This window comes from Candidatus Endoriftia persephonae, assembly GCF_023733635.1.
In the GTDB taxonomy this organism is placed as follows: domain Bacteria; phylum Pseudomonadota; class Gammaproteobacteria; order Chromatiales; family Chromatiaceae; genus Endoriftia; species Endoriftia persephonae.
In genome coordinates, this window is record NZ_CP090569.1 from 1,067,415 (window position 1) to 1,089,501 (window position 22,087).

A 22,087-nucleotide genomic window follows, 5' to 3' on the forward strand; every position below is an offset into this window, starting at 1 on the left:
AACGTCCGGTTTTTCCAACTCTTTTGTTGTCGGGAACGCTGGGGCCTGGAGACAGGCTTTGGTGGTGGGTCGTGCCACACGGATACTAATCAGGTTTTTGAGTCTTTTATGGGTGCGCTGACAAGATCCCTGGTCGGATTTCTGCTGTTCTCTATGGCCGCTGTTGCCGGGGCGGACGCTTTTGTGGTGCGCGATATCCGCGTCGAGGGTCTGCAGCGCATTGCGGCGGGCACCGTCTTCAATTATCTGCCGGTGAAGGTGGGAGAGCGGTTGGAGCCGGGTGATACGGCTGAGGTCATCCGTGCCCTGTTCAAGACCGGTTTTTTTAAGGATATCCGACTGGAGCAGGATGGCGATGTGTTGGTGGTAGTGGTGCAGGAGCGCCCCGCTATTGCCGAGATCAGCTTCGAGGGTAACAAGGATCTGGAGACCGATAAGCTCAAGGCGGGGCTGAAGGAGATTGGACTGGCCGAGGGTCGAGTCTTTAAGCGCGCCCTGCTGGAGCGAGTGGAGCAGGAGCTGAACCGGCAATACTTCTCCCGTGGCAAGTACGGAGTGAAGATTGACTCCACGGTGACGCCGCTGGAGCGCAATCGGGTGGCGGTGGCGATAACGATCTCTGAAGGCGTTTCGGCACGCATTAAGAAGATCAACATCATCGGCAATGATTCATTTGATGACGACGATCTGCTGGATGAGTTCCAGCTCGGTGTGCCGGCCTGGTACGAATTCTTCTCGGACAAGGACAAATACTCCAAGCAGGCACTCGCCGGAGATCTGGAGAAGCTTCGCTCCTACTACCTCGATCGCGGCTACATCGACTTTAAGATCGACTCGACCCAGGTCTCGATCACCCCGGACAAGAGGGACATCTACGTTACCGTGGTACTCACCGAGGGTGATGTCTTCACGATCAGCGAGATCAAACTGGCGGGTGATCTGGAGCTGCCCACCGAGACATTCTTCCCGCTGATCCACTTGAAACGTGGCGAGGTCTTCTCACGCAAGCAGACTACCGCCAGTGCGGAGCGCATCAGCAGCAAACTCGCAGACGCCGGCTATGCGTTCGCCAACGTCAACAGCATCCCCGACATCGATCGAGAGAAGCGCGAGGTGGCGATCACCTATTTCGTTGATCCCGGCAGCCGGGTCTATGTGCGTAACATCAACATCAGCGGCAATACCAATACCCGTGACGAGGTGGTGCGGCGTGAGTTGCGTCAGATGGAATCTGCCTGGTTCTCCGGTGGCAAGATCAAGCTGAGCCGCGAGCGGGTGCAGCGTCTGGGCTATTTCGATGAGGTCACGCTGGAGACGCCGGCGGTACCCGGCCGCAATGACCAGGTGGATATCGAGATCAAGGTGAACGAGAAGCCTTCGGGTAACCTGGCGGCTGGTGTGGGCTACTCGCAGAGCCAGGGCATCATCTTTAACGGCAGTATCTCCCAGGATAACTTCCTGGGTACCGGCAAACATGTCAGCGCGGGCTTTGACACCAGTAAGGCCAACCGGCGGGTCAACCTCTCCTATACCAACCCCTACTACACCATCGATGGCATCAGTCGCGGCTTTGAGGCGATCTTCCAGGAGACCGACTTTTCCGAATTGAATATCTCTAGCTACTCCACCGATGTGAGTCGTCTGGGAGTGAACTTTGGTCTGCCGCTGACCGAGCATGATCGCTTCAGGCTTAGTCTCGCCTATGAACATACCCGTTTTGTGTTGGGAGACTCCCCTTCCGACGAGGTGATCGACTTCAAGGACCGCAACGGCGACGAATTTGACGACGTGGAGTTGATGGCCAGTTGGAACCGCGACAGTCGCGATAGCGCCATATTTCCCAGCCGGGGCGGGCATCAACGCCTGTCGCTGGAGATGAATGTGCCGGGCAGTGACCTCCAATATTACCGGATCAACTACCGTCATACCCACTATCTGCCGCTGAGCCGTTCGCTGACCCTGCGTCTCAACGGGGAACTTGGCTATGGCGAGGGTTACTCTGGCGGTGAGTTGCCCTTCTTCCGCAACTTTTTCGCCGGTGGTATCGGATCGGTGCGTGGCTTCGAAGATAATACCCTCGGTCCTAAGGACTCCACCGACAGGGCGTTGGGGGCGAACAGCAAGCTGATCGGCCAGGTCGAACTTTTGATGCCGCCGCCAATGGATTCCTTCAGAAAAACCATGCGCTGGGGGGTCTTCTTCGATGCGGGCAATGTGTTTGATCTGCGTGATGGAGGCAGTATCGATTGGGATGAGATCAGGATGTCCACTGGCGTAATGGTATCCTGGCTATCGCCAGTGGGTGCATTGGCGTTTAGTCTCGGTCATCCATTGAATGATAAGTCGGGTGATTCAGTCGAGACGCTTCAGTTCAGTTTTGGTACGACCTATTGATGCAGTAGGAGTAAATAGTGAATAGAGTTTTGAAATTTGTTTTTCTGGTGTTGTTGCTGGCCGGCGCAAGCGCCGCGATGGCAGAGGATTACCGGATCGCCTTTGTCAACGCGACCAAGGTGTTTGAGGAGTCCCCCCAGTACCAGGCGGCCCGCAAGCGGCTACAGAAGGAGTTCTCCCGCCGTGAGAAGGATCTGCTGTCGAGCCAGAGCCAACTGAAGCAGCTGGAGGAAAAGCTGAAGCGGGACGGTACGGTGATGAGCGAATCCGAGGTCAAACGCCTTGAACGCGACATTCTCTCCCGTCGTCGCAAGCTGAAAAATGCACAGACCGAGTTTCGCGAGGACCTCAACCTGCGCCAGAACGAGGAGTTCAAAAAGCTGCGGACCCAGGTGCGGGAGGTGATCCGCGATGTCGGCAAGGCGGAGAATATCGACCTGATCGTCTCCGACGGCGTGGTCTACTTCAGCAAGCGGATCGATATCTCAGAGATGGTGCTGGAGAAGCTGCGGGAACTGGTTTCGAAATAGCGGGAGGAGTGGGGTATGGTGAGCCGGCTGGGGGACCTTGCTGCCTCTGTTGGGGCGGAACTTCGGGGTGATCCTGATCTCAGGATCAGCGGGGTCGGTACGCTCTCCGGCGCGACTTCCGGCCAGATCAGCTTCCTCACCAACCCGAAATACCGGCACTACCTGGCGGATACCAAAGCCTCTGCGGTGATTCTCTCTGCCGAGTATGCGGAGCACTGTCACGCCGCAGTGGTGATCAGTGATAATCCGCACCTGGCCTATGCGCGTATCGCCGCGCAGCTGTTTCCGCCCGCGCGATTTGAGCCGGGCCGTCACCCCAGTGCCGTGGTGGATGAGAGTGCTGCGGTAGATGCCAGCGCCTGGATCGGACCCTGTGCGGTGGTCGGTGCCGATGTGATGATCGGTGCCGGAGTCTATATTGGGCCGGGCTGCGTGATCGAGCCTGGCTGTAAAATTGCGGCGGGATCGCGGCTGGTAGCGCGGGTCACCCTCTGCCGCGATACCGAGCTCGGTGAGCGGTGCCTGATTCACCCCGGTGCGGTGTTGGGCGCCGACGGTTTTGGCCTGGCCAACGACCAGGGGCGCTGGGAGAAAGTACCGCAGCTGGGGCGGGTGCGTGTTGGCAAGCGGGTCGAGATTGGTGCCAACACCACCATCGACCGTGGCGCCCTGGACGATACGGTACTGGCGGACGGGGTCAAGCTGGACAACTTGATCATGATCGCGCACAACGTGCAGGTGGGAGAAGATACCGCGATGGCGGGGCTTAGCGGCGTCGCCGGCTCAACCCGAATTGGCCGCGGCTGTACTTTCGGCGGTGCGTCCGGTGTGGTTGGACACATCAAAATCGGTGACAATGTGCACTTTTCCGGTCAAGCGCTGGTAACCCGCTCCTTTGAACAGCCGGGCTACTACAGCAGCGGCCTGCCTGCGACCGAGAATAGTGCCTGGAAAAGGGCCGTGGCCCGGATCCGCCATCTGGATGATTTTGCCAAGCGCCTGAAGCAACTTGAAAAACAAGTCAAAGAGTTGCTGGGTAATGTCAGCCAGCCAAAAGATTGAAGAGTGGGGAGAGCGTTTTGACCGTTATGGATATTACAAAGGTGCTCAGCTTGCTGCCGCACCGCTACCCGTTTTTGTTGATCGACCGGGTCATGGAATTTGAAAAAGATACCCGGCTGGTGGCGCTGAAGAATGTCACCTACAACGAACCCTTCTTCAACGGCCATTTCCCGATCAAGCCGGTGATGCCGGGGGTGTTGATCGTCGAGGCGATGGCCCAGGCTACCGGTCTGCTGGCGATGGAGTCAAACCCTTCCACTGTCAGTGAAAACACCATCTACCTGTTTGTCGGCATCGACAAGGCGCGCTTCAAACGCCCGGTGGAGCCGGGTGATCAGCTGCGCATTGAGGTGGAGCAGACCGCCATGCGTCGCGGTATGGGTATGTTCTCCTGCAAAGCGACGGTGGATGGTAAGGTCGCAGCCACCGCCAACATCATCTGTACCGCCCGGGAGATATGACCCTGATCGACCCGCGTGCCATCGTCGACCCGTCGGCTGAGCTGGAGGAGGGGGTCGAGGTTGGCCCGTTCAGCATCATCGGTGCCGGTGTACAGATCGGCAAAGGCACCAGAGTGGGTCCCCATGCGGTGATCAAAGGGCCGGCCCGCATCGGCCAGGACAACAGCATCTTCCAGTTCGCCTCGGTCGGTGAAGATCCCCAGGATAAAAAGTACGCCGGCGAAGAGACCTGGCTGGAGATTGGTGATCGCAACGTGATCCGCGAATTCACCACCATCAACCGCGGCACGCTGCAGGATACAGCGACCACCCGCATCGGCAACGACAACCTGCTGATGGCCTACACTCATGTCGCCCACGACTGTCAGCTGGGGGACAACGTGATCATGGCCAATGCCGCCTCCCTGGGTGGCCATGTGATTATCGACGACTACGCCATCCTCGGCGGTTTCACTATCGTGCACCAGTTCTGCCGCATCGGCGCCCACAGCTTCTGTGCCATGGGCTCGGCGATCAGCAAGGATGTGCTGCCCTACCTGATGGTCTCGGGCCAACCCGCCAAACCCCACGGCATCAATCGCGAAGGGCTGCGTCGACGCGACTTCTCCGAGACAGCGATGCAGCAGATCAAGCGCGCTTACAAGGCGATCTACATGTCGAATCAGCGTCTCGAAGAGGCGCTCGACGACCTGCGGGTGATCGCCGCAGAGACACCAGAGGTGGATCTGATGGTCGATTTTCTGCACGACAGCGGACGCGGCATCATCCGCTGATGATACGTATTGGCATCGTCGCCAACGAGGTCTCGGGCGACATCCTCGCAGCCTCTCTTATCGAGGCACTGCAGGCGAAACGTCCGGGGCTGCGCTTCGAAGGCGTGACCGGGCCGCAGATGGAGGCGGCCGGTTGCCAGCCTCTGGCTCGTATCGAACCGGTGATGGGGCTGGTCGAGGTGCTGAAACATCTGCCCGCCTTGCTGGCGATGCGCCGCCGTCTCTACAACCATTTTCGCACCGACCCGCCGGATCTCTTCATCGGCGTGGATGCCCCTGATTTCAATCTGCCGCTGGCACGCCGTCTGAAACAAAATGGCATCCGCACCGCACACTTTGTCAGCCCCACGGTCTGGGCCTGGCGCCAGGGGCGGGTCAAAAATCTGCATAGCGCGGTCGATCTGATGCTCTGCCTGTTTCCCTTCGAGAGTGAATTTCTGCGCGCCAACCGGGTGCGTGCCGAATATGTCGGCCACCCGCTGGCGGATCAGATCCCACTCGAGCCGGCGGATGCGCAGCAGTTGCGTCATGAATTAGGCCTCGATCCGCAGCGGCCGGTGATCGCACTATTGCCGGGTAGCCGCATGAGCGAGCTGAAGATGCTCTCGGCGGCGTTTCTGCAGACCGCTAGTTGGTGCCATCAGCAGCGCCCCGAACTGCAGTTTGTCGCACCGATGGTCAACCAGCGGCTCCGCGAGGCGTTTTCCATAGCGGCCGCAGAGTTCGCCCCCGGCCTGCCCCTGACCTTGCTGGATGGCCGCCCGCGCGAGGCGATCGGCGCGGCGGATCTGGTGCTCACCGCTTCCGGCACCGCCACTTTGGAGACCTTGCTGCTGAAGCGGCCGATGGTGGTTGCCTATCGGCTGGCAGCACTCACCTACTGGCTGGTGACCCGCCTCAATCTGGTGAAGATCCCCTACATGGCGATGGCCAACCTGCTGGCAGAAGAGGAGCTGGCGCCAGAGTTTCTGCAGCAGCAGGTAGAACCCGAGGCGATGGGTTCTGCGCTGCTGGCGCTGCTCGATGATCCGCAGCGGCGTGCCGAAATCGCCACACGCTATGCCGAGATTCACAAAAACCTACGGCGCAACGCAGCCGATCGTGCTGCGGATGCGATCTTGGCGATGCTTGATGGAGAACAAAAGTGACTGATCATATCTTTGTTGCGGGGGTCGACGAGGTGGGCCGCGGGCCACTGGCCGGCCCGGTGGTGGCTGCGGCGGTGATCCTCGACCCGGCGCAGCCGATTGAGGGACTGGCCGACTCTAAAAAGCTCTCGGAAAAGCGTCGCGAACAGCTGGCGGAGCAGATTCGCACCCAATCGCTGGCCTGGGCGCTGGGGCGCGCCGAGGTGGAGGAGATTGACCAGATCAACATCCTGCAGGCGAGCCTGCTGGCGATGCGCCGCGCCGTGGAGGCACTGGCACTGACGCCGCAGCGGGTGCTGGTGGATGGCAAACATGCCCCGCAGCTCGCCTGCCCGGTGGAGGCGATCATCGGCGGCGACAGCAGCGTCGAGGCGATCAGCGCCGCCTCCATCATCGCCAAGGTGGCGCGCGACCGGGAGATGGTCGAGCTCGATCAACACCATCCCGGCTACGGCTTGGCCCGTCACAAAGGCTATCCTACCAAGGTCCACTTGCAGGCGTTGCAGGAGCTGGGGGTCAGCCCGATCCACCGCCGCTCCTTCGCCCCGGTGCGCCGGCTGCTCGATTGAGCCGGCCGGGGGGGCGAGGGTCGCGCCTGGCCGGGGCGATTTGGTAAGCTCTGCATCCTCAATTAGCCGCCGCACCGAGCACCTTAAGTCACGCCCCATGCAACCCAACTTCATCCACCTCCGCGTCCACTCTGAATACTCCCTGGTCGATGGCATGGTGCGCATCAAACCGCTAGTGGCAAAGGCGGTGGAGCTGGGCATGCCGGCGGTGGCGCTCACCGATCAATCCAACCTGTTTGCTCTGATCAAGTTCTACCAGGCGGCGCTGGGCGGCGGTATCAAGCCGATCGCCGGCACCGATCTGTGGCTCCGCAATCCGGATGATGTCAACAAGCCCTTCCGTCTGCTGCTGCTGGTGCAGAATCTTGAGGGTTATCGCAACCTGACCCGGCTGGTCTCGCGCAGCTATCGTGAGGGCCAGCATCTAGGCCGGCCGATGCTGGATCGGGCCTGGCTCGAAGGCAGCGTGGATGGCTTGATCGCCCTCTCAGCAGGGCGTGACGGGGATGTGGGGCGCGCCTTGCTGGCGGGCAACCAGGCCGCGGCGGAGAGGCTGCTGGCGGGTTGGCTGGAGCTGTTCGGTGATCGGTTCTACCTGGAACTGAATCGCACCGGTCGTCCCGATGAGGAGGCCTATCTGCACGCCGCGGTAGCCCTGGCGGCGGCCCGGGATGTGCCGGTGGTGGCGACCAACGATGTGCGTTTTCTCGCCAGCGAGGATTTCGAAGCCCATGAGGTGCGGGTCTGCATCCACGATGGCCGCACCCTGGAGGATTCGCGCCGCCCGCGGCTCTACAGCGAGCAGCAGTATCTGCGCACCCAGCAGGAGATGTGCGAGCTGTTTGCCGACATCCCAGAGGCGCTCGCCAACAGTGTCGAGATCGCCAAGCGCTGCAGCCTTGCGTTAACTCTCGGCAAGCACTTCCTGCCCGACTTCCCGATCCCCGAGGGGATGACCATCGAGCAGTTTTTCTCCGAGGAGTCGCGCAAGGGGCTGGAGTGGCGACTCGAGCAGTTGTTCGACACTAGCAGCGCCGACTTTGCGGAGATCCGCAAGCCCTATGACGAGCGGCTGCAGATCGAACTCGACGTGATCAACCAGATGGGCTTCCCCGGCTATTTCCTGATCGTTGCCGACTTCATCCAGTGGGCCAAGGACAACGCTATCCCGGTGGGGCCGGGGCGCGGCTCCGGCGCCGGCTCGCTGGTCGCCTACGTGCTGAAGATCACCGATCTCGACCCGATCGAGCACGAACTGCTGTTCGAGCGCTTCCTCAATCCAGAGCGGGTCTCTATGCCCGACTTCGATATCGACTTCTGCATGGATCGGCGCGATGAGGTGATCGACTATGTGGCGCGCAAGTATGGCCGTGATTCGGTGTCGCAGATCATCACCTACGGCTCGATGGCGGCGAAGGCGGTGGTGCGCGACGTCGGGCGGGTGCTCGGCCACCCCTACGGTTTTACCGACCGGGTGGCAAAGATGATCCCCTTCGAGCTGGGCATGACCCTGGAGAAGGCACTGGAGGAGAGCGAAGATCTGGCCGACGCCTACCGCACCGATGAGGAGGTGGGTGAGCTGATCAAGATGGCGCGCAAGCTTGAGGGGCTGGCGCGCAACGCTGGCAAGCACGCGGGCGGCGTGGTGATTGCCCCTGGCCTGCTCACCGACTTCGCCCCGCTCTACTGTGAAGAGGGCGGTGGCAACCTGGTGACCCAGTTCGACAAGAATGATGTGGAACAGGCGGGGCTGGTGAAGTTCGACTTCCTCGGCCTGCGCACCCTTACCATCATCGACTGGGCTCTGCAGACGGTGAATGCTGGGCGCGCCAAACAGGGCTTGGAGCCGATCGATATTAGCGCCATCGACATGGCCGATCCGGCCACCTTCAAGATGCTCAAGCGGTGCGAGACCACCGCGGTGTTCCAGCTCGAGTCCCGCGGCATGAAGGAGTTGATCAAGAAGTTGCAGCCCGACAGTTTCGACGACATCACTGCACTGGTGGCGCTGTTCCGGCCCGGCCCGCTGCAGTCGGGCATGGTCGACAACTTTATCAACCGCAAGCATGGCCGCGAGGCGATCTCCTACCCAGACGCCCAGTATCAACATGGGTCGTTGAAGCCGATTCTCGATGCTACCTACGGCATTATCCTCTACCAGGAGCAGGTGATGCAGATCGCCCAGGTGCTCTCTGGCTACTCGCTGGGTGGCGCCGACATGCTGCGCCGCGCAATGGGCAAGAAGAAGCCGGAGGAGATGGCCAAGCAGCGTGCGGTGTTCAAGGAGGGCGCGGAGAACAACGGCATCGACGCCGAACTGGCGATGAAGATCTTCGACCTGGTGGAGAAGTTCGCCGGCTACGGCTTCAACAAATCCCACTCTGCCGCCTACGCGCTGGTCTCCTACCAGACCATGTGGCTCAAGGCCCACTACCCGGCGGCCTTCATGGCGGCGGTCTGCTCGGCGGATATGGACAACACCGACAAGGTGGTGCCGCTGATCGACGAGTCGCGGCGCATGCAGCTCAAGGTGGAGCCGCCCCAGGTCAACCTGTCCCAGTACAAGTTCACCATCGCTGATGAGAAGACCGTTATCTACGGCTTGGGCGCGATCAAGGGGGTGGGGGAGTCGGCGATCGAGAGCATCGTTCTCGAGCGTGATGCCAACGGCCCGTTCGCCGATCTGTTCAGCTTCTGCCGCCGTATCGATATGAAGCGGGTCAACCGGCGGGTGCTGGAGTCGCTGATTCGCGCCGGTGCGCTGGATGGTCTGGGCGAGAATCGTGCCACCATGATGTTGCATCTGCCGCTGGCCCTGAAGATGGCGGAGCAGCAGCATGAGGCCCAGGAGGTTGGTCAGGATGACCTGTTCGGCATGGGTGAATCGGCACAGGGCGGGGCCGAGCCGGCAGTGGTGCCCGAGGGGGTGGAGGAGTGGGATGACGAGCAGCGTCTGCAAGGCGAAAAGGAGACCCTCGGCCTCTATCTCACCGGCCACCCCATCGACCGCTACGAGCAGGATCGCAAACAGCTGGCCAGCAGCCGTATCGCCGAGCTCTCGGTTGAGAACAACGGCGGTGGAGGCGGCGGTCGCCGGCGCGGTGTGCCGGTGGTGGTGGTGGGGCTGGTGGTCTCCGTCAGCCATCGGCAGACCCAACGCGGCCGCATGGGCACCCTGCTGCTGGATGACAAGAGCGGTCGCATCGAGGTGACCCTGTTCAACGAGGCTTACGAGGCGCACCGCGATCTGCTGGTCAGCGACAACCTGCTGGTGGTTTCCGGCAGCCTCAGTTACGACGAGTACCGGGGTGGCCTCAGCGTGCGCGCCGACAACCTGCTCACGGTGGAGCAGGCGCGCGGACTCTATGCCAGCCACCTCGACCTAAAGGTTGCACCGGTCGCCACCGAGGTGGCCGAATTCCGTCAGCAGCTGCAACAGCTGCTGAGCCCGTTTCTCGGCGGCACATGTGCGATCCGTCTCCACTATCGCTCTGCCACGGCCAGCGCTGAGATCCACTTGGGGGAGGCTTGGCGGGTCAATCCCAGCGACGAACTGCTGCGGCGGCTGGAGCGCTGGCTCGGCCCAGAGGCGATTCGGGTGGTGATTGCCCGGCGGGGTTGATCGGACCCGTCGATCAAAAAAATGTGACATATGTCACATGAGGTGCGTCTAGCGCTTCACAATTTGCGCCGCAAATTGATTAAATAAATTCCTAATCCGCTTTTTATTCCCAAATTCTGCAGTTTGGGCAGGCTGAATGACGCTCGTTTGTGCATTTCAGATTATTCCCTGAGAGGCGGTCTCTGCTGTGCTTGATCCCAGGCGGCAGCAGTCGACGCAGGTACCATTTCGATTCATGGAAGGCATGGATATGATCGCCAGCTGGAAACATTACCGATGCACCCTCCTGCCCATTCTGTTGCTGCTGGGGCTGTGCTTTCCGACCATGGGTGGCACCCAGCCACTGGGCTACCGGTTGTATGCCTCTGCCGATCAGTTTGCCAACCTGCCTCAGCTTCAGCGGATCGATCTGAGTGGGGTCAGCTCCGTTGCCGAGGTGGAGGCACTGGCTGCCGAGGCGGCGGTTGCTACCGGTGACCTTGCGTCGGGCCAGCGGGGTCTGCTGCTGCTGGTCGGTGAACGCATCAGTGCGGGGGTGGATACGGCGATCACCCAGGGCCAGGCCGATTGGTGGCAGGCCAGCGCCGAGACGAGCCAGGCGTTGGTCGAGGCGTTTCTGGCCCGTTATGCCGGGCTGGGTGGTCAGCTCGACCTGCTTAGCATCGATTCCAGCAGCGATCTCTCGGTAGCGGGGCTCTACGCCCGTGGTCTGCTGCAGGGCGACCCTGACGCCTATTTTAATCGCCTGACCGTCAGTCCTGGCTTTGTGCCGCTGGCCGAATCGATCGGCCTGAAAGATGCGTCTGCGCTGCTAACAGCGGGCCGCAACGGTGAGGCCCATCCCACCTGGGACCGGCTGATGGGCCGCCGCAGCGCCGCCTGGCTGGCGCAGGTGGTGGTGACGCCGCTACAGCGCTGGTTTCCCGCCGCCCAGGTCTCCGTCCAGGGGTTCTACGATCAGAACGCCGCCTTTGCGGTCGCCCCGGTCTGGGGCCGGCTTGCCAACCCTGCTGCCCAGGTCGGCACACATCAGTCACAACTGCTGCTGGAGGGCGAGCCCAACCCCCTCTCCGGCAACCAGAACGCCCCCTTCGACAGCCTTAGCGACGCCATCGACCGGTTGCGCGGTATGGCGCTGGCCTCGGACCGGCCGATCCATCCGCTGCTGGAGGGGAGCCTGATCTTTGGCAGCGACAGCCAATCGGTCAGCCAGGGTGGCCTCTTCTACCGCGAGCTGATCCTGCACGCCGGCCTGTCCGGGGTCAGTGACTACCTGGCCGGGCATAGCGATCTGCAGGATGATCAACTCCTCTCCGCAACCCTGAGCGAACTCCAGCAGCGGTTGGGTGCGACGGGCAAAAGGGCCCGCATCGACAGCCTGATCGAGCGCGCCCGCCCCTTTATCATCACCAGCGCCGGCAACCCCGGTGAGCGCCTCTGGCGCGTCACCCCGCGTCCCCAGCCGGGGCGGGCGGCCCAGCAGATGGCGCTTAGCGACTACCCGGCCCTGCTGAGCTGGGATGGGGTCGAGCTGCGTCTGCCCGCCGCGCTGCTTCCGGTGGATGGCGACAGCGCCGGACTCTGGCTGGAGGAGCGTCCTGGGCTGCAACTGGCGCACTGCGAGGGGGTGACCGAGGGACGCTACTGCCTCGAATACAGTGGCCAGGATGATCCCCAAGGCGCTCCGGCCCTGGCGCTGGCCGGTGATCTGCCGGCCTCGACCGCCGCCAGTGGCCGCCAGCAGCTGCTCGATTGGGACTGGGGGCTGGGCGGTCCGGATGCCGGTGTTGGCCGGGACGGCTTCTCGCTGCGCTGGATCGGCAGCCTCAACCCGGGCGCTGGCATCTACCGTGCTGAGCTCGATGCCGACGATAAGGTGCGGCTCTGGCTCGATGGCACACCGCTGATCGACGCCTGGGACGCCCCATCTCCGCAACGTACCCTGGGTAGCTATCTCACCCTGTCCGAGGGCTATCATCAGCTGCGCCTCGACTATCAGGACCTGAGCGGCGAGGCAGCGTTGGGTCTGGCGCTGGAGCGGGTCGGCTGCCTGCAACCTGGCGGTGGCTTCTGCCTTGAATATTTCGACGGTGCTCAGTGGCTCCCTCTAGAGCAGGCGCAGCTCCAGATCAGCGACAACGGCCTGCGTTTTAGCCTCGGCGATCTGCCCGTGGGAGTGGCGGTGGATGGCCTGCTGCTGCGCTGGAGCGGCTCCTTCGTGTTCGCCCAGGGCGACTACCAGTTTATGCTCAGCCATGGCGCCCGTGAGCTGAAGCTGTCGCTGGATGGTCAGCCCCTCTACCAGGGCAGCAGTGATGGCGGGGCAGTGGATGCCATGCGCACCGCTCATCTTAGCCAGGGGGACCATCTGCTGGCGCTGGAGTACCGTCTCGGTAGCAACGCCTTTCTCTCCCTCGACTGGCAGCCGTTGGGCGCTGAGCTGGTCAATTGTGCTTCAGTGCCGGCGGGTGAGTTCTGTGCCGAGTATTTTGCCAACCGAAACCTGGAGGGTGATCCGGCGCTGGTGCGCATTGACCCACAGGTCAACTTTGACTGGGGCAACGGCAGCGCTGATGCCAGCCTGCCGCGGGACAACTTCTCGGTACGCTGGCAGGGTGACTTCCAGTTTGATCAGGATGGCAGCTACAACTTCCAGGTACGGACCGACGATGGCTTCCGCCTCTGGGTTGACGGTGAACCGGTGATCGACAGCTGGCATGGGCAAGCGCCGACCCTCCATCAGAAGAGCCTCTGGCTGAAGGCGGGCAGCCACCGCATCCGCGCCGAATATTTTGAGGCTGGCGGTGGCGTCGTGGCCGAGCTGAGCTGGGCCGCCGCCGTCGGCTGCGGGGCGATTCCCCAGGGGCGCTTCTGCGGTGCCTACTACGACAACCACGACCTGGCCGGTGATGCGGCGCTGGTGCGTGAAGATCAACAGATTGCGTTCGAGTGGCAGGACAAGGCACCCGCCGGCGGACTGGGCAAGGATCACTTCTCAGTCCGTTGGTTGGGCGAGTTCCAGTTCGAGGCGGGGGAGTACAACCTCCACAGCTACACCGATGATGGGGTGCGGGTCTGGATCGGTGATCGGCTGCTCATCGACTCCTGGCAGCACGGTGGCCGCATCAACCAGGTGGTCACGCTGCCGGCGGGGTTGCAGCGGGTGCGGGTCGAATATCGGGAGTGGGGCGGCTGGGCCCGTGCCCACGTCAGCTGGGAGCTGGGGCAGCGCTGCGAGTCGGTGCCAAACGGGGCCTTCTGTGGCGAGTTCTTCAACAACCGCGAACTGACTGGGCTGCCGGTCCACGCCGCCAATGTGCCGGCCATTGATTTTGAGTGGAAGGGTGAGTCGCCCTTGGCGGGGGTGATCGGCAAGGATAACTTCTCGGCCCGCTGGCAGGGGGACTTCACCTTCACCGAGGGCGACTACCGCTTTATCGCCCGCACCGATGACGGGATGCGGGTGTGGATCGACGATGCGCCGATCATCGACTCCTGGAAGCCCCAGGCCGCCACCGAGTATTTCAAGGATCTGCATCTGGCGGCTGGCAGCCACCGGATCAAGGTCGAATACAAGGAGCATGGCGGCTGGGCCACGGCCCAGTTCCATTGGGAGCAGCGCCACCCTTGCGGCGGCGTGCCCAGCGGCGCCTTCTGCGGCAGCTACTTCAACAACGAGCAGCTCCAGGGTGAGCCGGTGCGTCAGGAGCAGACGCCGGCCATCGCCTTCGACTGGGGCCGGCAGCGGCCGATGCATGGGGTCAACCCCGACCGCTTCTCGGTGCGCTGGGAGGGCAGTTTCAACTTCGACGGTGGCGCCTACCGCTTCACCAGTGATGTGGATGACGGCATTCGGCTCTGGATCGACGATCGCCAGGTGATCGACGCCTGGAGCATGGATTGGAGCTACCGCGGCAAATACAGCCGCCTGCTGCGTCTCGCCCCGGGGCTGCACAAGATCCGCATGGAGTACCGCGAGGCCTGGAGCGACGCCCGGGCCAATCTCCGCTGGGAGGCGGTGCCCGGTTGCGGCACGGTGCCGAGCGGCCAGTTTTGCGCCGAGCTGTTCCACAACGAAGAGCTGCAGGGCGACCCGGTGGATGGCTGGACTGAGGCGCAGATCGCCCACGACTGGGGCAAGGGGAGCCCGGACAATAGCAAGCGCACCGACCGCTTCTCGCTGCGCTGGCAGGGCGACTTCACCTTCGAGGCGGGGGCCTACCGCTTCGTCAGCGATGCCGACGACAGCATGCGGGTCTGGATCGACGGCGAGCCGATCATCGACAGCTGGGATGGGGCGCGCAAGTGGCCGCTCTACGGCAAGCAGCACCGGCTCTATCGGCTGACGGCGGGCAGCCATCGGGTCCGGGTGGAGTACAAAGAGCGCTGGGGCAGTGCCCGCGCCAACTTCCACTGGCAGCGGGTGGCGGGGTGCGAGGCGGTGCCGAGCGGGCGTTTCTGTGCCGAGTTCTTCGGTAACAAGGGCCTCACCGGAGCACCCAGCGAGGGGCGCGTCGACCCGGCCATCAACTTCGACTGGAAGAGGGGCGCGCCGATCGACGGGGTCTGGAAGGACAACTTCTCGGTCCGTTGGCAGGGCGATTTTCTCTTCAAGGCGTCGGGCTACCGCTTCATCGCCACCGGGGATGACGGTATCCGGGTGTGGGTCGATGGGCGGCTGATCATCGATGGCTGGCGCCATCAGCGGCCCACCGAATACCGTGCCATGCTGCCGCTTACAGCGGGCACACATCGCATCAAGATGGAGTACTTCGAGAGCGGTGGTGGTGCTGTCGCCAAGCTGCGCTGGGAGGAGACCGCCGACTGTTCGCAGGTGCCGGAAGGGCAGTTCTGCGCCAGCTTCTTTGCCACCACCGACCTGAGCGGCGATCCGGTGGATTCGCGGCTCTACGACAAGATCGACTTCGACTGGGGCAGCGGCAACCCGATCGTAGGGGTAGGGGCAAACAAGTTCTCGGTTCGCTGGGAGGGGGATTTCCCATTTGCCGCCGGCACCTACCGCTTCAAAAGCCACTTTGATGATGCGATGCGGGTCTGGATCGATGGCGCGTTGGTGATCGACGCTTGGGATCCAAAATGGAGTTGGTTCGGCAAACGCCAGGTCTTGCGTCGTCTGAGCGCGGGTAACCATCGGATCAAGGTCGAATACCGCGAAGGCTGGGGCAACGCCAGTGTGGGCCTGCTCTGGGAGACCGCGCCCAGCTGCGACGCGGTGCCCAGCGGTGAGTTCTGTGGCGAATACTTCCCCAATCAGGATCTCTCCGGCGAGCCGCTGGAGGCGAGTCTCGATCCGGCTATAGATTTTGATTGGCAGGGTGGTGGACCCAGCGAGGCGCTGAGTCACGACAAGTTCTCTGCCCGCTGGCAGGGTGACTTTGAATTCGAGGCAGGCTACTACCGCTTCCGTAGCGATGCCGATGACGGCTTCCGGGTCTGGGTGGATGGCGATCTGATCATCGATGCCTGGAAACGCAGCTGGCCCTGGTACGGCAAGCAGCGCACGCTACTGAAGCTGGAGGCTGGCACCCATCGGGTCAAGGTGGAGTACTACGAGGCCTGGGGCAAGGCTAAGGCGAAGCTGAGCTGGAGCAAAGCCCCCGACTGCTCGGTGGTGCCGGAGGGGCGTTTCTGCGGCGAGTTCTATGAAGAAATGGGCTTCAAGGGGGGGCTGGCCGACACTCTGGAGGTCGATAGGCTCGACTTCGACTGGCCAAATCTGCCGATCGACAACATCGAGCACGACACCTTCTCCGACAAGTGGGTGGGGGATTTCGCCTTCGAGGCGGGGCTCTACCGCTTCTCGGCGCTGGCCGACGATGGGGTGCGGGTGTGGCTCGATGATGAACTGATCATCGACTACTGGAACCAGCAGAAACCCACCGAGTACCGGGCGGTGCGTCAACTGACCCAGGGCAAACACCGGGTCCGAGTGGAGCACTTTGACGGTTGGGGCGGTGCCGTACTGAAGGTCAACTGGCAGCCGATCGATGACTGTTCCCCGCTGCCGGTAGGGGCGTTCTGCGCCGAATACTACAACCAGGGTGACCTGAAGGGGCCGCTGGCAGATATCCGCCAGGAGCCGAAGATCGACTTCGACTGGGGCGGTGGCAAGCCGCTAGGGGTGAAGGGGCGTGACCACTTTTCGGCGCGCTGGAGTGGTGCATTCGACCTGCCGGCGGGTGAGTACAGCTTCACCAGCCGCACCGATGACGGGGTGCGGCTGTGGGTCGATGACCAGCTGCTGATCGATGCCTGGCGGCCGATGGCGCCGACCGAGTATAGCCAGCGAGTTTTTCTCGACCAGGGACGCCACCAGATCCGGATGGACTATTTCGAGGTCGGAGGCGGTGCCGTAGCCCAGCTGGTCTGGCAGGCGGACCAGAGCGGTGCGCCCCAGGCGCCGGCAGGGCTGGAGATCACCGAGCAGGGCCATCAGGGGGTGACCCTGGCGTGGCAGCCCCACGACCTGATTGGGCGCTACCATGTCTATCGCGATGGCCGGCTACTGGGTAGTGTCGATGCTAATGACTATTGCGATACCCAGGTCGAGGTTGGTCAGGCCTACCGCTATGCGGTGAAGGCGGTCTGGCCCAACGGCACCGAGTCTCCCGCCAGCCAGGTTGAATTGACGGTGCCGGACACCATCCCCCCCGGCGTGCCGGGGGCGTTGCAAGTGACAGCACGGAGCAACGACAGCATCGCCCTCAGCTGGGGCGCGGCGAGTGACAATATCGCGGTGACTGGCTATCGGCTGCTGCGCAATGGCGAGCCGGTGGCGACGGTCAACGCGACCCGCTTCACCGATCAGGGTCTGCAGAGCTTCAGCCACTACAGCTATCAGGTGATCGCCCTGGATGCGGCGGGCAATGCCTCGCCACCGACCGCCGCGCTCACCGTCACCACCGATGACGGCACCCCACCTTCGGTCCCGACCGGGCTGAGTGTACAGCCCACTGATGCCACCTCGATGCAACTGAGCTGGCAGGCCGCAACCGACAACGTTGGGGTCAGTGGCTATCAGGTGCTGCGCGATGGCAAGCTGATCGCCAGGGTGGCCAGCACCAGCTACAGCGACCAGGGGCTGGCGGGCAGCAGCCGCTACCGCTATCAGATCCGGGCGCTGGATGCGGCGGGCAACCTCTCCAGTGCAAGTCAGGTGGTGGAGGTGCGCACCGGTGACACCGAGGCCCCGACCACCCCCTCCAGCCTGCGCGCCGAGCTGCTGGGCAACCAGAGCGTGCGCCTCAGTTGGGGGGTCTCGCGGGACAACCAGGCGGTGAGCGGCTATCGGGTGATCCGCGACGGCCGCCTGATAGCCACCGCGATGCAGACCGAATACACCGACAGCTCCGCCGAGGCGGGCCTCAGCTACAGCTATCAGGTCAAGGCGATCGATGCAGCGGGTAACCTCTCCGCGGCTTCGAACCCGGCCGATGTCAGCCTGGCCGCGGCCTGCGCCGCCACCGAGTCGTTCTTCGTGCGCGAGGTCGCCCCCCATCTGGAGCGCTGCGCCAGCTGTCACAACCCCGGCGGTCTCGCCCATATGACCCGCTTCGTGCTCCATCAGGGGACCGATGCGGCGAGCCGTAACCAGAAGGTGGTGGTGGATGCCGCCAACCAGCTGGGTGGCGCGACGCTGCTGGAGAAGAGTATCGGCACGCGTCCCCACGGCGGCGGTGCGCCGTTTGGTGATGCCCAGAGCCTCGCCTATCGCAACCTGGCGGAGTTCCTGCGCCAGCTGGACGATCCGGCCGCCTGCGGCGGTTCGGCGCCGACTGTTGGCGATATCCCGGTGGCGGCGTTGGTGGGCAACTGCGCCATCTGCCATGGCAGTGACGGCGTCAGCGGTGGCCCGGCGATGCCGGCCATCGCCGGGTTCGATCGTGGCTACTTCGTGCGGGTGATGAACGACTACCAGAGCGGCCGCCGCCACGCCAGCATGATGGATCGGGTCGCCAAGGGCTACTCGGCGGATCAGATCGCGGCGATGGCCGACTACTTCGCCGCGCTGCCGCAGAGCCAGATCAGCCAGTCGGTCGATGCCAACCTGCAGCAGCTTGGTCAGCGTCTGCACCAGGGCGAGTGCGAGAGTTGTCATACCAACAGCGGCCGCGACAACGGTCTGACCGGGGTGCGTCTGGCGGGTCAATGGCGTCCCTATCTGGAGGCGGTGTTGAGCGACTATCTGGCGGATCGCAGTCAGGCCCCCACGGCGATGCGCGGTGGTCTCGACCAGGCGCATCGTGTCGATCCCCAGGCGGTTCAGGCGTTGGCCCACTTCTATGCCGGTCAGGCGGCCGATACCCAAGGCCCGGACCAGCCGGTCGATCTCGCCCTGGCGGCCACCACCAACGACTCGCTGACCCTGACCTGGACCGACGCTGACGACAACTGGCAGGTGACCGGCTACGAGATCTACCGTGATGGCCAGTTGATCGCCACGACCCGCTGGAACAGCTTCACCGATACCGGTCTGCAACAGGGTAGCTACCGCTACCAGATCCTGGCGCTGGATGCGGCGGGCAACCGTTCGAGTCGCTCCGGCAGCCTGAACCTGACCCTGCAGCGCGACGCCAGCGCCCCCGATGGGGTCCGTCTGCTCGATCCCCAGGCGACCCTACGCAAGGCGAGCCTGCTGTTGTTGAACCGGATACCCACGGCGGCGGAGCGGGCGGCGGTAGACTCCGACGAGACTCTGCGCCAGACCCTGCGGGGGATGATGGCGGGGGACGCGCTGCATGGCTTTGCCGAGCGGGCGGGGTTTGAACGCTTCCTCAGTAACGGGGCCGCCGGGCTCTACGGGAGTCGGGGCCTGAGTCGTGACGACTATCCAGCGCTGACCGGGTTGAGCCGGACGGAGCGTGGCCAGTTGCACGATGCGGTGCGCCACCAGCCGGTCCATCTGCTGAGCTATATCGTCGATAACGAGCGCCCCTGGAGCGAGATCGTCACCGCCGACTACACCATGGCCAATCCGATCATCGGCCGGGTGATGGGGGCCGAGCCGATCTCTGGCAGTTTTGCGGGCGAGGATCAGTTCGTGCCGGCACGTCAGGCGCGGATCTCGGCACGCATCGACAAGCCCTTCCCCCACGCCGGAGTGTTGACCACCCATGCCTGGCTGTCGCGCTTCCCGACCACCGACACCAACCGCAACCGCCACCGTTCGAAGTCGGTCTTCAAGCAGTTCCTCGGTATCGATATCGAGGCCCTGGGGCAGCGCCCGTTGGACGACAGCAACAACGGTGACTTCCTGGTGCCGACCCTGGAGAGTCCCGCCTGTCTGGTCTGTCATACCTCGATGGACCCGGTGGCAGGTGCCTTCCAGAGCTGGGGCACGGCGGCCCGCTACCAGCAGAACTTCAATGGTAGCCAGGGCGACCGGGACTCCCTGCCGCGGGCCTATAAGTCGGCGGATTTTCCACCCGACCACAACGGCCTGCCCTGGTATCGTCCTGGCGATGCTTGGTACCGTGATGCCCTGCCTGCCGGTTATGGCGACCAAGTGATGCCGGGGGGGCATCGCGGCTACGGGGCCGCGACCGAGGTGACCGACAATCTGCTGCAGAACCCTGGTGCGGAGCAGGATGTCGAGGGCTGGGTGGTCGATCAGGGGGTGCTGCTGGCCAGTCAGGCGGCGGGTTGTGGCACCATCCCCGCGCCCTATAACGGCAGCCAGCTGTTTATGCTCGGTGGCTGTGGTGTGAGCGAGCGCCAGACCCTGGTCCACCAGGATCTCAGCGTGGCCCGCCACGCGGCGGCCATCGACGCCGGTCAGGTGCAGGCGATCTACGGCGCCCAGCTGCGCGACAAGGGGTGGTCTGATCGTCCCGAGGTCTATCTGGAGTTCCTCGACGCCCAAGGTGGGTCGATCGGTGTCAGCAACCGGTTGCGCAACCAGCGTCCCTACTGGCGGCGCTATACCGAGACGGTGACCCTGCCCAGGGGCACCCGCACTATCCGCTATTGGATGGCCGGGCTGCGCCGTTCGGGGAGTGTCTCGGATGTCTATATCGACGCCACTCAGCTGCGTCTGCAACTGCCGGCGGTGAATAGCCGCGAGGCGGGGGTGAACGGTAGCCTGCAGTGGCTGGGATGGCATCTGGTGGCGGACCCCCGCTTTGCCAAGGGTGGCGTCCACTTCTGGTATCGCGCCCTGTTCAAGCGTGACCCGCTGAGCGCGCCGATGAGCAGCACGGTGGATGACTACGCCACCCGGTTGGCCGCCTACAACCAACAGGACCGGTTGCTGGAGGAGATCGCCGGCCAGTTCGTTCGCGATCAGGGTCATGGCCCCTTCAACGTCAAGGATCTGCTGGTCGAGCTGGTGCTCAGTCCGCTGTTCCGCGCCGCATCCGCCGATGGGCTGGATGCGCAGAGCCGCGCCGAACTGCACGATCTGGGGATGGCGCGGCTGCTGACCCCGGAGGAGCTGAACCACAAGCTGCTGAGCCTGACCGGCGAGGATTGGTACTACTTCCGCGATGGCAATGCCTGGCGTACCCAGCAGGGCAAGTTCTATGGTGGTTTCGATGGCGGCAGCCTGTTGAGCCAGCCGAACAGCCAGATCAACAGCCTGATGGCGACCATCCCGGAACGGATGGCGATGGAGCTGAGTTGCAACATCGTGCGCCACGACTTCGCCCGACCGGTGGCGGAGCGGCTGCTGTTTGGCGCGGTGGAGGCCGCCGACACCCCCGATCTGGATCAGCTGAGCGGCAACAATCTGTTGGTCAATCCGGGGGCGGAGCAGGGGATGGTCGGTTGGACCCTGGCCCAGGGTACGGTACAGGTCTGGCGTAACGGTGAGCGGATCGGCGGTTGCCGTGGTCCCGGCACCGATGCCGGCGAGAGCTACTTTGTCGTTGGTGGTATCTGCTCTGGGCAGAGCGCCATCGGCGAGGCCTATCAGGAGGTCGATCTCAGCGCCCAGGCTGGGACCATCGACCAGGGTGGGGGCCGGGTGCTGTTTGGCGCACGTCTGCGTCCCTGGTCGCGCAACAACGATCGCCCTGAGGTCTTCGTCAGCTTCCATGCCGCCGATGGCAGTCAGCTGGCCGAGAGCCCCCATCTGATCGGTGAGCAGAGCCGCTGGCAGCAACAGAGCCGGTTCGTTGCGGTACCGGTGGGAACCCGCCGGGTGCGTTTCCATCTGCTGGGGGTGCGCACCAATACGAGCCAGGCCAACAACGACGCCTATATCGATGATGCCTACCTGCAGTGGGTGGCGCCGGGAGACGGTTTTATGGGGGCGGGTGAGCAGCATATCCGCCAGGCGATCCAACACCTGCACAGCCATCTGCTGGGCGAGCCGTTGCCACTGGATGATCCTGAGATCGATCGTACCTTCCAGCTCTTCCAGGCGATCTGGGGCGACCGGGAGAACGTCTCCGACTCGCTGAGTTGTTCCCTTAACAACCGCTGGCAGGATCCTTACTACACCAAACGGGCCTGGGCGATGGTTGTGCTCTACCTATTGGGTGATGCACGTTTTCTCTATGAGTGAC

9 protein-coding genes are annotated in these 22,087 nt (G+C 63.3%); all 9 read left to right on the plus strand.

Going from position 1 to position 22,087, the window contains the following annotated elements; genetic code table 11:
* The first annotated feature begins 108 nt into the window (after positions 1-108).
* The 9 genes from bamA to L0Y14_RS04885 all read left to right on the plus strand — a co-directional run bounded on the left by bamA (position 109) and on the right by L0Y14_RS04885 (position 22,086).
* A complete protein-coding gene (bamA, locus tag L0Y14_RS04845) occupies positions 109-2,394 on the plus strand; it encodes an outer membrane protein assembly factor BamA (RefSeq protein WP_251859263.1) in 2,286 nt (761 codons plus the stop codon).
* A 17-nt stretch (positions 2,395-2,411) separates the two neighbouring features.
* The gene (locus L0Y14_RS04850) at positions 2,412-2,924 is read left to right on the plus strand and encodes an OmpH/Skp family outer membrane protein (protein WP_005959116.1); all 513 of its coding nucleotides are present in this window, start codon (positions 2,412-2,414) and stop codon (positions 2,922-2,924) included.
* A 15-nt stretch (positions 2,925-2,939) separates the two neighbouring features.
* The gene (lpxD, locus tag L0Y14_RS04855; protein ID WP_005959117.1) at positions 2,940-3,986 is read left to right on the plus strand and encodes a UDP-3-O-(3-hydroxymyristoyl)glucosamine N-acyltransferase; all 1,047 of its coding nucleotides are present in this window, start codon (positions 2,940-2,942) and stop codon (positions 3,984-3,986) included.
* A 26-nt stretch (positions 3,987-4,012) separates the two neighbouring features.
* Entirely contained in the window at positions 4,013-4,447 is a 435-nt protein-coding gene (gene fabZ / locus L0Y14_RS04860) for a 3-hydroxyacyl-ACP dehydratase FabZ (RefSeq protein ID WP_081417690.1), read from the plus strand.
* Positions 4,444-5,220 (plus strand): acyl-ACP--UDP-N-acetylglucosamine O-acyltransferase, encoded by a 777-nt coding sequence (gene lpxA, locus L0Y14_RS04865; RefSeq protein WP_006475407.1) that lies wholly within the window; start codon positions 4,444-4,446, stop codon positions 5,218-5,220. The genes fabZ and lpxA overlap by 4 nt, the downstream gene beginning before the upstream one ends.
* The gene (lpxB, locus tag L0Y14_RS04870) at positions 5,220-6,368 is read left to right on the plus strand and encodes a lipid-A-disaccharide synthase (protein WP_006475406.1); all 1,149 of its coding nucleotides are present in this window, start codon (positions 5,220-5,222) and stop codon (positions 6,366-6,368) included. Before lpxA ends, lpxB begins: the two co-directional genes overlap by 1 nt.
* The gene (gene rnhB, locus L0Y14_RS04875) at positions 6,365-6,937 is read left to right on the plus strand and encodes a ribonuclease HII (RefSeq protein WP_005959120.1); all 573 of its coding nucleotides are present in this window, start codon (positions 6,365-6,367) and stop codon (positions 6,935-6,937) included. Before lpxB ends, rnhB begins: the two co-directional genes overlap by 4 nt.
* A 97-nt stretch (positions 6,938-7,034) precedes the next feature.
* The gene (gene dnaE / locus L0Y14_RS04880; protein WP_006475405.1) at positions 7,035-10,559 is read left to right on the plus strand and encodes a DNA polymerase III subunit alpha; all 3,525 of its coding nucleotides are present in this window, start codon (positions 7,035-7,037) and stop codon (positions 10,557-10,559) included.
* 244 nt (positions 10,560-10,803) lie between these two features.
* Positions 10,804-22,086, plus strand: a complete 11,283-nt coding sequence (locus L0Y14_RS04885) for a PA14 domain-containing protein (RefSeq protein ID WP_251859264.1) — start codon at positions 10,804-10,806, stop codon at positions 22,084-22,086.
* Position 22,087: the final 1 nt, after the last annotated feature.

Excerpts from the sequence above, each read along its gene's own strand:
- bamA (WP_251859263.1), top strand. The coding sequence starts at position 109 with ATGGGTGCGCTGACAAGATCCCTGGTCGGATTTCTGCTGTTCTCTATG.
- lpxD (WP_005959117.1), top strand. The coding sequence starts at position 2,940 with ATGGTGAGCCGGCTGGGGGACCTTGCTGCCTCTGTTGGGGCGGAACTT.
- fabZ (WP_081417690.1), top strand. The coding sequence starts at position 4,013 with ATGGATATTACAAAGGTGCTCAGCTTGCTGCCGCACCGCTACCCGTTT.
- lpxA (WP_006475407.1), top strand. The coding sequence starts at position 4,444 with ATGACCCTGATCGACCCGCGTGCCATCGTCGACCCGTCGGCTGAGCTG.
- lpxB (WP_006475406.1), top strand. The coding sequence starts at position 5,220 with ATGATACGTATTGGCATCGTCGCCAACGAGGTCTCGGGCGACATCCTC.
- dnaE (WP_006475405.1), top strand. The coding sequence starts at position 7,035 with ATGCAACCCAACTTCATCCACCTCCGCGTCCACTCTGAATACTCCCTG.
- L0Y14_RS04885 (WP_251859264.1), top strand. The coding sequence starts at position 10,804 with ATGGATATGATCGCCAGCTGGAAACATTACCGATGCACCCTCCTGCCC.